Origin of the sequence: Micromonospora sp. AB353 (assembly GCF_049538395.1) — a bacterium.
GTDB lineage: Bacteria > Actinomycetota > Actinomycetes > Mycobacteriales > Micromonosporaceae > Micromonospora > Micromonospora aurantiaca.
Genome location: NZ_JBMVFV010000032.1, coordinates 23,403 through 35,478 on the forward strand (window position 1 = coordinate 23,403; position 12,076 = coordinate 35,478).

Here is a 12,076-nt window from a genome sequence, read left to right on the forward strand (position 1 = left end):
GCCTGTGACTCCGCCCACCTCATCGCGCACCCGCCCCGGACCTGGCAACACCGGCCAGCTCCTCGGGCTTGCCGAGCACGTCGGCCAGGAGCTGCCCGCACCACTCCAGCAGCGCCTGGTCGCGCAACGGCTCGCCGCCGATCCGCCGGGTGCTCGGCCGGGGCACACTGACCTGGTCGAGCGCCTGCTTGTAGACCGAGTCCGGGTGGTAGCGCTTGAGCCGCATCTGCTTCGAGTCGGGCAGCGGCAGCGGACCGAACCGGATGTGCTTGCCCTGCATCGACACGTCGGTGAGCCCGTAGCGGCGGGCCAGCAGCCGGAACCGCGCCACCGCGACCAGGTTCTGCACCGGCGCGGGCGGCTCGCCGTACCGGTCGGTCATCTCGGCGACCACCTCGCGCAGGCGCTCCTCGTCACGGGCCTCGGCGAGCTTGCGGTACATCTCCAGGCGCAGCCGCTCCACCGCCACGTAGTCGTGCGGCAGGTGCGCGTCGATCGGCAGGTCGACCTTGACCTCCGTCTCCTCCTCGATGCTCTCGCCCTTGAAGGCGGACACCGCCTCGCCGACCATCCGCACGTACAGGTCGAAGCCGACGCCCTCGATGTGGCCGGACTGCTCGCCGCCGAGCAGGTTGCCGGCACCGCGGATCTCCAGATCCTTCATCGCCACGTACATGCCGGCGCCGAGTTCGGTGTGCTGGGCGATGGTCGCCAGCCGCTCGTGCGCGTTCTCGGTGAGCGGCTTCTCCGGCGGGTAGAGGAAGTACGCGTACGCCCGCTCCCGGCCCCGGCCTACCCGGCCGCGGATCTGGTGCAGCTGGGCCAGGCCGAGCAGGTCGGCCCGCTCCACGATGAGCGTGTTGGCGTTCGGGATGTCGATGCCGGACTCGACGATGGTGGTGCAGACCAGGACGTCGAACTCCTTCTCCCAGAAGCCGACCATCACCTTCTCCAGCGCCTCCTCGCCCATCTGGCCGTGCGCCACCGCGACCCGTGCCTCCGGGACCAGTTCCCGCAGCTTGCGTGCCGTCTTCTCGATCGACTCGACCCGGTTGTGCAGGTAGAAGACCTGACCGTCGCGCAGCAGCTCACGGTGGATGGAGGCGGCCACCTGCCGGTCGTCGTACGCCCCGACGAACGTGAGCACCGGGTGCCGCTCCTCCGGCGGGGTGGCGATGGTGGACATCTCCCGGATGCCGGTGATCGCCATCTCCAGCGTCCGCGGGATCGGGGTGGCCGACATGGCGAGCACGTCGACGGATGCGCGCAGCGTCTTCAGGTGCTCCTTGTGCTCGACGCCGAACCGCTGCTCCTCGTCGATGATGACCAGCCCGAGCTGCTTGAACCGGGTGGATGCCTGGAGCAGCCGGTGGGTGCCGATGACGATGTCGACGGTGCCGGCGGCGACCATCTCCAGCGTCTGCTCGGTCTCCTTCGGCGTCTGGAACCGGGACAGCTGCCGGATCGACACCGGGAACTGGCTCATCCGCTCGGCGAACGTGTTGTAGTGCTGCTGCACCAGCAGCGTGGTCGGCACCAGCACGGCCACCTGCTTGCCGTCCTGCACCGCCTTGAACGCCGCCCGTACCGCGATCTCGGTCTTGCCGTAGCCGACGTCGCCGCAGATCAGCCGGTCCATCGGGACGGTCTGTTCCATGTCCCGCTTGACCTCCTCGATGGCGGCCAGCTGGTCGGGCGTCTCCTGCCAGGGGAACGCGTCCTCCAGCTCGCGCTGCCACGGGGTGTCGGGTCCGAAGTTGTGCCCCTTGGACGCCTTGCGCGCCGCGTAGAGCTGGATGAGCTGCGCGGCGATCTCGCGGACCGCCTTGCGGGCCCGGGCCTTGGACTTCTGCCAGTCCGAGCCGCCCATCTTGTGCAGCGTGGGCTGCTCGCCGCCGACGTAGCGGGAGAGCTGGTCGAGCTGGTCGGTGGGGACGAAGAGGCGGTCGCCGGGCTGACCGCGCTTGCTCGGCGCGTACTCGATGACCAGGTATTCGCGGCTGGCGCCGTTCACCGTGCGCTGCACCAGCTCGACGTACCGGCCGATGCCGTGCTGCTCGTGCACGACGTAGTCGCCGGCCTTCAGCTCCAGCGGGTCGATGGTGTTGCGCCGCCGGCTGGGCATCTTGCGCATGTCGCGGGTGGAGGTGCCCCGCCCGCCGGTGACGTCGTTGCCGGTGAGCAGCACGAACTTCGACGCCTCGTCGACGAACCCGGCGGTCAGGCAGCCGCACGACACGAGCAGCTCGCCCGGCGCGGGCGCGGTGGGCACCTCCTCGGTGAGCCGGGCGCCGAGACCGGCGTCGCGCAGCACCTCGACGGCCCGCTGGGCGGGGCCGTGCCCCTCGAAGACGAGCGCGATCGACCAGCCCTCGCCGGCCCAGCGCTTCAGGTCCTCGACCACCCGGGCGGTCTCGCCGTGGTAGAGCGGAGCCGGCTGGGCGGCCAGGCTCACCGCGATGGCGTCGTCGGGGGTGACGTCGACAGCGGCCGGCTCGTCCTCCCAGGGCTGCCGGGCCGGTGCCGCGTCCGTCTCGACCAGGCCGAACGGCGCGAGCGTCCACCAGGGCTGGCGCAGGGCGCGGGCTGCCGTGCGTACCTCGGCCAGGGTCTTGAAGGCGGCGGCGCCGAGGTCGACCGGGGCCTGGCCGCCGACGGCGGCCGCGGCCCAGCTGGCCTGGAGGAACTCCTCCGAGGTACGGACCAGGTCGTGCGCGCGGGTGCGGATGCGCTCGGGGTCGCAGAGGAGTACGTGGGTGCCGGCCGGCATGCAGTCGACGAGCAGTTCCAGCGCGTCGGCGCCGATCAGCGCGGGGGCGAGTGACTCCATGCCCTCGACCGGGATGCCCTCGGCCAGCTTGTCCAGGATCTCGGCCAGCTCGGGGTGCTCGGCGGCGAGCGCGGCGGCCCGCTCCCGCACCGCCGGGGTCAGCAGCAGTTCCCGGCACGGCGGTGCCCAGAGCTGCGCGACGCCCTCGATGGTGCGCTGGTCGGCGACCGCGAAGGTGCGGATCTCCTCCACCTCGTCGCCCCAGAACTCGACCCGGGACGGGTGCTCGTCGGTGGGCGGGAAGACGTCCAGGATGCCGCCGCGGACGGCGAACTCGCCGCGCTTGGTGACCAGGTCGACCCGGGCGTACGCCATGTCGGTGAGCCGGCGGGCCACCTCCTCCAGGTCGGCCTCGTCCCCGGCGGCGAGCTGCACCGGCTCCAGGTCGCCGAGGCCCTTGAGCTGCGGCTGGAGCAGCGACCGGACCGGCGCGACGACGACCCGCAGCGGCCCGGTGCGGCCGTGCGCGTCGGCGGCGTCCGGGTGGGCCAGGCGGCGCAGCACGGCGAGGCGCCGTCCGACCGTGTCGGATCGGGGCGACAGGCGCTCGTGCGGCAGCGTCTCCCAGGACGGGAAGACCGCCACCTGCTCCGGCGGGAGCAGGCTGCCCAGCGCGGAGGCCAGGTCGTCGGCCTCCCGGGTGGTGGCGGTGACCGCGAGTACGGGGCGGCCCGCGCCGCCGGCCGGCTCGTCGGCGGCGACCGCCGCCACCGCGAACGGGCGCAGCGCGGCCGGGGCGGTCAGGTCGAGCCCGTCGACCTGCGCGGCACCGGAGCGCGCCAGGTCACGCGCCCGGGCCAGCCCCGGGTCGGCCAGGGCGGCGGAGAAGAGTCCGGTGAGCATCAGTGATCACTTCCAGCGGCTCGACACACGACGACGACCCCGCGTCCAGCCGGACGGGGGGTGCACCGTTCGAGCCTATCCCCCTCCACCGACGAACCGGGCCCGCCCGATGTTGGATCTTGACCGGCGGCGACCGGGCGTGGTGCGGTGGGTGGATGGTCGAGTATCGGACGGTCTTCGACGCCGAGGTGCTTTTCTCCAACGGTGGCGGTCTGCGCACCGACGGGTTCCGGCTGGACGTGCCGCACCCCGACGTCACCGACGACGAGGTGGCCGCGCTGCTGGTCCGGCACCTGGGGCTGCTCATGGTCGGTGAGGTACGGATCACCGACCGGACCGTCGTCGAGGAGCCGCACAAGGGCGGGCGGGGCCTCGATGTACCGGCCTCCGGTGGGCGGAGGCTCGTCGAACTGAGTCACGTGGTCACCGACGGCATGGTCACGCTGCCCGGCTGGCCCGGACCGGCGATCACCGACTGGCTGACCCGGGAGGAGTCCCGGAATCGGTACGCGCCCGGTGTCGAGTTCCACGTCGCGCGGATCGACATGATCGCCAACACCGGCACGTACGTGGACACGCCGTCGCACCGCTTCGCCGACGGCCCGGACCTGACCGGGGTGCCGCTGGACCGTCTCGCCGACCTGCCCGGCCTGGTGGTACGCGTGCCGGCCGGTACGCGGGCGGTGGACCGGCTGATGCTCGCCCCGTACGACGTGGCCGGGTGCGCGGTGCTGCTGCACACCGGCTGGGACGCGCACTTCGGCACCGACGCGTACGCCGCTCCGGAGGCGCCCTACCTGACCGGTGACGGCGCGCAGTGGCTGGCCGAGGCGGGCGCGGCGCTGGTCGGCATCGACTCGATCAACATCGACGACATGACGGCGGCGGCAGCGGGTCAGCGCCCGGCGCACACCGGTCTGCTGGCCGCCGGCATCCCGATCGTGGAGCACCTGACCGATCTTTCCGAGTTGCCGCCGACCGGCTTCCGGTTCACCGCCGCCCCGCCACGGGTAGCAGGCATGGGCACGTTCCCGGTCCGCGCCTTCGCGATCGTCGGCGCCTGACCCGCACCGCCGCGCCCTTCAGTAGCGCACGGCGATGCGGCGCTCCACCGCGTCCACGCGGATCTCGCCGCCGTACGGGATGATCACCTGCGGATCGGTGTGACCCAGGTCGACGTCGAAGACCACCACCGGGTCGCCCGCGTAGGGGGCGAGCGCCGACAGGATCGCCGCCCGCTGCTCCTCACCCCAGGCCAGCCGCTCCGCGACCGAGTGCGGCCGGTCGAAGTCCCACGCCTTGGGGCGGCCGACCACGATCGCCGGGACGGCGGCCAGCAGACCCCGCTCGCCCATGTTGCGCACGATCCGGAAGACCTCCTGCGCGGGCGGCAGCTCGTTCGACGTCTCCAGCACCAGCACCGACCCGGCCAGCTCGGCGGCCGTGGGCACCCGGTCGGTCGCCATCAGCCAGTGCACGATCTCCAGGCAGCCGCCCCACGTGCGGCCCTGCACCACCTCGGCCGGGCCGTGCCAGCGCCAGCCCTCGGACGGATACATCGGCGGCTCCTCGGCCAGCGTGGCCGGGTCGCGCCAGTCGCACGGCTCGTCGCCCCACTCGGACGCTGCGGTCAGCTCGTACCAGCCGGTGGTGAACAGCGCGGCGCGCAGCGAGTCGAGCGTGGACGGGTGCGGCTTCCCGGAGCGCCCGAGGTGCACCAGCACCGAGCCGCCGTGGTAGCCGACGACGCCCAGCCGGTACAGGTGGTTGAGCACGTTCGTGTTGTCCGAGTAGCCGAAGTACGGCTTCGGGTTGGCCCGCAGCACCTCGTCGTCCAGGTACGGGGTGACGGTGATCAGGTCGTCCCCGCCGACCGTGGCCAGCACGGCGGTGATCGTCGGGTCGGCGAACGCGGCGGTCAGGTCACGCGCCCGGTCGCGCGGGTCGGCGCCCATGACGCGGGTGGTCGGATACTCCACCGGTTCCAGCCCCAGCTCGTCGCGGAGCCGGCGTAGCCCCAGCTCGTACACGTGGGGGAAGAGACCCGGCAGGCCGGCGGAGGGTGAGACGACCGCGACCCGGTCGCCGGGCTGCGGTTTGGCGGGATAGACAGGCACCGTCATGGCCCGACGCTACCGGCCCGGGCCACCGGTTTTCACCAGGCGAAACCCCACGAGCCGGGCATATGACCGCAATAGGCTGAGGCCGTGGACGACGAGCCGGAGCTGCGTACCCGGGACTGGCTGCCCCGCACGGCGGCGCTGATCCTCGGCACCCTCGCGCTGGCGAGCGCGTTCATCGCCGCCTACGTCGGCGCGCTGCACAAGCCGGACCCGCGTGACGTGCCGGTCGCCGTGGTCACGAGCGACCAGCAGGCCCAGGCCGTGATGTCCGCCGTCCGCGCCCGCACCGACACGATCAAACCCGTCGGGTACGACAGCCGCGGCGCCGCCCAGGACGGACTCACCGACAGATCGGTGTACGCGGTGCTCAGCTCCGCCCCGGGCGGCGGCCTGACGCTCGCCACCGCCAGCGCGGGAGCGCCCGCCGCCACCGAACTCGTCACCGAGGTGTTCACCGAGGCAGCCCGGCAGGCCGGGGTGCCACTGGAGGTCACCGACGACGTGCCGGTCTCCGCCGACGACCCGCGCGGCCTGGTCCCGTTCTACCTGGCCGTCGGCGTGGTGCTCGGCGGCTACCTGGCGTCCACGGCGCTCGGCATCTCGCTCGGCACCAGCCCGCGCGACCTGCGCCGGGCCGGGCTGCGGATCGCCACGCTGGCGGTGCACGCCATCCTGCTCGGCGTCATCGGGGCGATCCTGGTCGGACCGGTGCTCGGCGTGTTCCCCGATCAGGTGGCGACGGTGGCGGTGGTCGGGGCGCTCGCCGCGTTCGCGGCCGGGATGGTCGCCGCCGCCGTCCAGGGCTGGCTCGGGCTGCTCGGCACCGGCATCGTGATCCTGCTGCTCGTGGTGCTCGGCAACCCCGGTTCCGGCGGCATCTACGCGCCCGAGTTCCTGCCGCCGTTCCTGCGCGGCATGCACCGCTGGAACGTGCCAGGCCTCGCCACCGACCTGTTCAAGTCGGCCATCTACTTCGACTGGCGTGGCGGCGGATGGGCACTGACCGGGCTGCTGGTCTGGGTGGTCGCCGGCCTGGCCGGGCTGCTCACCGCGACCCTGTTCCGGGCGCGCCGCGGACCGAAGGCGGGACGGCACGCCGTCGAGCGGAGCTGACCGGCGGGCCGTCCCAGAGTGCAGATCATCACGCCGTCCCCCTCCTGTCCCCCGGGGCCGCGCGGATACCATCCAGAGGAGTCGGACAGCGCTGTCCTTCGTCCTCGCGTAAGGAGCGCAACCGTGACCGACCAGCACGACCACGACGGCCCCGACGCCGCTCTCCGGGCCGACATCCGCCGCCTCGGCACGCTGCTCGGGCAGACCCTCGCCCGGCAGGAGGGCCGCCCGCTGCTCGACCTGGTCGAGGAGATCCGCGCCCAGGTCCGCTCCGACGCGCCGGCCGCCGCCCAGCGCCTCGCCGGGCTCGACGTCACCACCGGCACGAAGCTGGCCCGTGCCTTCTCCACCTACTTCCACCTGGCGAACATCACCGAGCAGGTACACCGCGCCCGGGACCTGCGCCGCCGCCGCGCCACCCACGGCGGCTGGCTGGACCAGGCGGCCAAGATGATCGCCGAGCGGGGCGTACCGGCCGAGGAGATCGCCGCCGCGGCCCGCCGGCTGGCCGTACGCCCGGTCTTCACCGCCCACCCCACCGAGGCGGCCCGCCGGTCCATCCTGTCCAAGCTGCGCGCCGTGGCCGACGAGCTGGACACCGAGACCGCGAACGCGATCCTGTACGGCGCCAGCGACGAGGGCCCGGCGAACCGCCGCCTGGCCGAACTGCTCGACCTCATGTGGCAGACCGACGAGCTGCGGCTCGACCGGCCTGATCCGACAGACGAGGCGCGCAACGCGATCTACTACCTGCGCGACCTGTACGCCGAGGCCGCGCCGCAGGTCCTCGACGACCTCGCCGACACGCTGCGCACGCTCGGCGTGGAGACGTCGCCGACGTCCCGCCCGCTGAGCTTCGGCACCTGGATCGGCGGCGACCGCGACGGCAACCCGTTCGTCACGCCGGTGGTCACCCGCGAGGTGCTGCGCATCCAGCACGAACACGGCATCGCCGCCACCGAGAAGGCGATGGACGAGCTGATCACCGAGGTCAGTGTCTCCCGGCGGCTGCGCGCGGTGTCGCTCGACCTGTCCGCCAGCCTCGCCAAGGATCTGGACGCGCTACCCGAGGTAGCGCCCCGGTTCCGCCGGGTCAACGCGGAGGAGCCGTACCGGCTCAAGGCGCGGTGCGTGAAGGCGAAGCTCGCCAACACCCGGGAACGGCTGCGCGCCGACACCCCGCACGTGCCGGGGCGCGACTACCGGGGCTCGTCCGAGCTGATCGCCGACCTGGAACTGCTGCGCGCGTCGCTGGCCCGCAACTCCGGCCAGCTCACCGCCGTCGGGCGGCTGGCCTCGGCCATCCGTACGGTGTCCGCGTTCGGCCTGCACCTGGCCACCATGGACATCCGGGAGCACGCGGAGAAGCACCACGAGGTGCTGGCCCAGCTCTACGAGGCGGTCGGCGAGGTCTCCGACTACCCGGCGCTGTCCCGGCTGGAGCGCACCAAGCTGCTCGCCGACGAGCTGACCGGCCGCCGGCCGCTCTCCACCCAGGACAGCCCGCTCACCGAGTCGGCCCGCAAGACGTTCGACGTGTTCGCGGCGATCCGCGAGGCGCAGGACCGGTTCGGCCCCGAGGTGATCGAGTCGTACATCATCTCGATGACGCTCGGCGTGGACGACGTGCTGGCCGCCGTGGTGCTGGCCCGCGAGGCCGGCCTGGTGGACGTGCACTCCGGGCGGGCCCGCATCGGCATCGTGCCGCTGCTGGAGACCCCGGCGGAGCTGAACGCCGGTGGAGAGCTGCTGGACGAGCTGCTGTCGCTGCCCGCGTACCGGGCGCTCGTGGCGGCCCGGGGCGACGTGCAGGAGGTGATGCTCGGCTACTCCGACTCCAACAAGGAGGCCGGCATCACCACCAGCCAGTGGTCCATCCACCGGGCGCAGCGCGCGCTGCGGGACGTGGCCGCGCGGCACGGCGTACACCTGCGGTTGTTCCACGGCCGGGGCGGCACCGTCGGCCGGGGCGGCGGCCCCACGCACGACGCGATCCTGGCCCAGCCGTACGGCACGCTGGACGGCGCGATCAAGGTGACCGAGCAGGGCGAGGTCATCTCCGACAAGTACACGCTGCCGGCGCTGGCCCGGGAGAACCTGGAACTGACAGTGGCGGCGGTGCTCCAGGCGACGCTGCTGCACACCGCGCCCCGGCAGCCGGCCGAGATGCTGGAGCGCTGGGACGCGGCCATGGACGTGGTGTCGGAGTCGGCGTTCCGGTCGTACCGGTCGCTGGTCGAGGATCCGGACCTGCCCGCGTACTTCTGGGCGTCCACGCCGACCGAGCTGCTCGGCGCGCTGAACATCGGTTCCCGGCCGGCGAAGCGCCCGAACACCGGCGCCGGCCTGTCCGGCCTGCGGGCCATCCCGTGGGTGTTCGGCTGGACGCAGACCCGGCAGATCGTGCCGGGCTGGTTCGGTGTGGGCTCCGGGCTGGCCGCCGCCCGGGCGGCCGGGCTGGCCGACGTGCTCGCCGAGATGAACCGGAACTGGCACTTCTTCCGCACGTTCCTGTCGAACGTCGAGATGATGCTGACCAAGACCGACCTGACCATCGCCCGGCGGTACGTCGAGACGCTGGTGCCGAAGAAGCTGCACCCGATCTTCGACAAGATCGAGCAGGAGTACGAGCTGACCAAGCAGGAGGTGCTCGCGGTCACCGCCGCACCGGCGCTGCTGGACAACTCTCCGGTGCTGCAGCGCACGCTCGCCGTGCGGGACACCTACCTGGAGCCGCTGCACCACCTCCAGGTGGCGTTGCTGCGGCAGTACCGCGAATCAGGCGCGGCCGGGCGGGCGGTGGCGACCGCGCCGGGTGGGCGGCGGGCCCCGAACGACGGTACGGCGCTGGAGCGGGCGCTGCTGACCACCGTCAACGGCATCGCCGCCGGCATGCGCAACACCGGCTGAGGTGTAAGGAAGGGCCCCCTCTTAACGCCTCGTGCATAAGAGGGGGCCCTTCTTAACGCCTGCGCGCGGCGCGTCGCGAGCAGCGCCCGACGCGCGGGGCACCGCGCCCCGCGCGGCGGTGCCGCGCCCGCGGGGCGGCGTCGGCTAGAAGTCGCCGCCGCCGAAGTCACCACCGAAGTCACCGCCACCGAAGTCACCGCCGCCGTAGTCCCCGCCGCCGCCGAAGTCGCCACCGGCGTAGTCACCACCGCCGCCCGCGTCGCCGCCACCCATGTCGCCCTGGTCGCCGAAGTCCTGGCCGTCGCCGAAGCCCTCCTGGTAACCGGCGTCGTACCCGGGGTCGGCGAACGCGGGCGAGAACAGCGCGTCCGCGATCAGGAGGCCGCCGACCACACCGACGCCCGCGCCGAGCGCGGTCTTCCACCAGGGCGTGGAGTACCAGCCGGCCGGCACCGGCCGCCCCTGGAACCGGCCACCCGGGTAGTAGTAGGGCGTCGCGTTCCCCGGCTGCGGGCCGGCCCGGAACGTCTGCCCCTGCACGTCGACCTGGCGCTCCTTGGTCAGCGCGCCGGTACCCTGGGCGGCGGCGAGCGGCGGCAGCTCGGGGCCCGGGTCGATGCCCATCGCGGTCCGCGCCGCCCGGATGTACGCCAGCCCTTCCAGCGCGGTCTCCCGGGCCAGCCCGAACTGGCGCGGCGTGGTGGCCTGCTCGAGCTGCGAACCGGCCGCGTTGTAGCGCTCACCGGCGTCGGCGAGCGCCTGCCGGACCGCCGGGGCGTCGCCGTGCAGGTTCATCAGCTGGCCGCCGAGCCGCTCCCACCAGCGCTGCGCCTCGGCGCGGGCGTCGGCCAGCTCGTTCGACCGACGCGATCTGCTGCCCCTCCGCCAGAACACGAACGCACCTCCGAGCAGCAGGATCAGGACCAGCCACAACGCGAACTCCATGACTCGAACGTACCCACCGGGCGCTCGTCGTACCCGTTTGGCAAGCTCTTGGCCATGAGCTTTGCGACGCTGGCCGTGGTGGTGCTCTGCCTCGCCGCGGGCGGCGCGGTGGGCTGGCTGGCCGCGCGGGCGCGCGCGGCGGCCGACATCGCCCGCCTGGAGGCGACGCTCGCCGCCACCCGGGCCGGTGAGGGGCGGCTGGAGCAGTCCATGCGGGCGCTCAGCTACGAGGCGACGGCGCAGTCCCAGGAGGCGGTGGCCCGCGCGGTGGCGCCGCTGCACGACACGCTGCGCCGCTACGAACAGCGGGTGGCGGAGCTGGAGCGGGACCGGGTCGACGCGTACGCCGAGCTGCGCGAGCAGGTGCGGTCCATGAGCGCCGTCTCCGGCGAGCTGCGCACCGAGACCAAGCAGCTGGTCGCCGCGCTGCGCGCGCCGCAGGTACGCGGCCGCTGGGGCGAGCACCAGCTCCGCCGGATCGTCGAGGCCGCCGGCATGCTCGAACACTGCGACTTCAGCGAGCAGGTCACCGCCGCGACCGACCACCAGGGGGTACGCCCCGACCTGGTGGTGCGCCTGCACGGCGGCCGGACGGTGGTGGTGGACGCGAAGGCGCCGTTCGACGCGTACCTGACCGCGATGGAGGCGCGCGACGAGCGGGGGCGCGACACCCACCTGGACGCGCACGCCCGGCACCTGCGCGCGCACGTGGACGGCCTGGCGGCCAAGTCCTACTGGTCGGCGTTCGACCAGACGCCCGAGTTCGTGGTGTTGTTCGTGCCGGCGGACCCGTTCCTCGACGTGGCGCTGCAACGCGACCCGTCCCTGCTGGAGCACGCGTTCGCCCGCAACGTGGTGCTCGCCACGCCGGCCACGCTGGTGGCGCTGCTGCGCACGGTGGCCTACTCGTGGCGGCAGGAGGCGCTGGCGCGTAACGCCGCGACCGTCCATTCGCTGGCCCGCGAGCTGTACGGGCGGCTGTCCACTCTGGGCGACCACGTGGGCAAGCTCGGCAGTTCGCTGAGCGGGGCGGTGACGGCGTACAACCGGGCGGTGGGGTCGCTGGAGGCGCGAGTGCTGGTCAGCGCCCGCAAGCTGGCCGAGCTGGGCGTCTCCGACGACGAGCTGGCCGCGCCGGCGCAGGTCGAGCTGGCGCCGAGGCAGCCGCAGGCACCCGAGCTGCTGGGCACGCCGTCCACATCGGCCGAGAGGTCGACGGACGTCGACGCCTAACACGCCGCACGTGATGACGTAGGCCGATTTCTATCACGGACTGGTCACAAACCCAGGCCGAGTAGTGACACCTGCCGTC

Annotated in this window: 7 protein-coding genes; 4 read left to right on the forward strand and 3 right to left on the reverse strand. The window is 73.1% G+C overall.

The features are described from left to right. Window positions 1-19: 19 nt before the first annotated feature. Window positions 20-3,673, reverse strand: coding sequence for a transcription-repair coupling factor (mfd, locus tag ACPCK6_RS15565; RefSeq protein WP_396879952.1), 3,654 nt, complete (start codon window positions 3,671-3,673; stop codon window positions 20-22). 155 nt (window positions 3,674-3,828) lie between these two features. Here mfd and ACPCK6_RS15570 point away from each other — a divergent pair, with 155 nt between their 5' ends. Continuing rightward, window positions 3,829-4,737 (forward strand): cyclase family protein, encoded by a 909-nt coding sequence (locus ACPCK6_RS15570; RefSeq protein WP_423481455.1) that lies wholly within the window; start codon window positions 3,829-3,831, stop codon window positions 4,735-4,737. A gap of 18 nt (window positions 4,738-4,755) precedes the next feature. Here ACPCK6_RS15570 and ACPCK6_RS15575 read toward each other — a convergent pair whose 3' ends face one another. Further along, window positions 4,756-5,796, reverse strand: a complete 1,041-nt coding sequence (locus ACPCK6_RS15575) for a S66 family peptidase (RefSeq protein ID WP_423481456.1) — start codon at window positions 5,794-5,796, stop codon at window positions 4,756-4,758. Window positions 5,797-5,880: 84 nt separating this feature from the next. Here ACPCK6_RS15575 and ACPCK6_RS15580 point away from each other — a divergent pair, with 84 nt between their 5' ends. Together ACPCK6_RS15580 and ppc are read left to right on the forward strand one after the other, a co-directional pair. Beyond that, complete coding sequence (locus ACPCK6_RS15580; RefSeq protein WP_396879949.1) at window positions 5,881-6,909, forward strand: ABC-2 transporter permease; 1,029 nt, start codon at window positions 5,881-5,883, stop codon at window positions 6,907-6,909. A gap of 123 nt (window positions 6,910-7,032) precedes the next feature. Next, on the forward strand, window positions 7,033-9,819 hold the full coding sequence (ppc, locus tag ACPCK6_RS15585) for a phosphoenolpyruvate carboxylase (protein ID WP_423481457.1): 2,787 nt from the start codon (window positions 7,033-7,035) through the stop codon (window positions 9,817-9,819). Window positions 9,820-9,963: 144 nt separating this feature from the next. On the opposite strand, the gene ACPCK6_RS15590 is transcribed toward ppc, so the two are convergent. Then, window positions 9,964-10,764, reverse strand: coding sequence for a hypothetical protein (locus tag ACPCK6_RS15590; RefSeq protein ID WP_355506648.1), 801 nt, complete (start codon window positions 10,762-10,764; stop codon window positions 9,964-9,966). A gap of 54 nt (window positions 10,765-10,818) precedes the next feature. On the opposite strand from ACPCK6_RS15590, the gene ACPCK6_RS15595 reads away from it, so the two are divergent. Continuing rightward, a complete protein-coding gene (locus tag ACPCK6_RS15595) occupies window positions 10,819-11,997 on the forward strand; it encodes a DNA recombination protein RmuC (RefSeq protein ID WP_151013422.1) in 1,179 nt (392 codons plus the stop codon). Window positions 11,998-12,076: the final 79 nt, after the last annotated feature.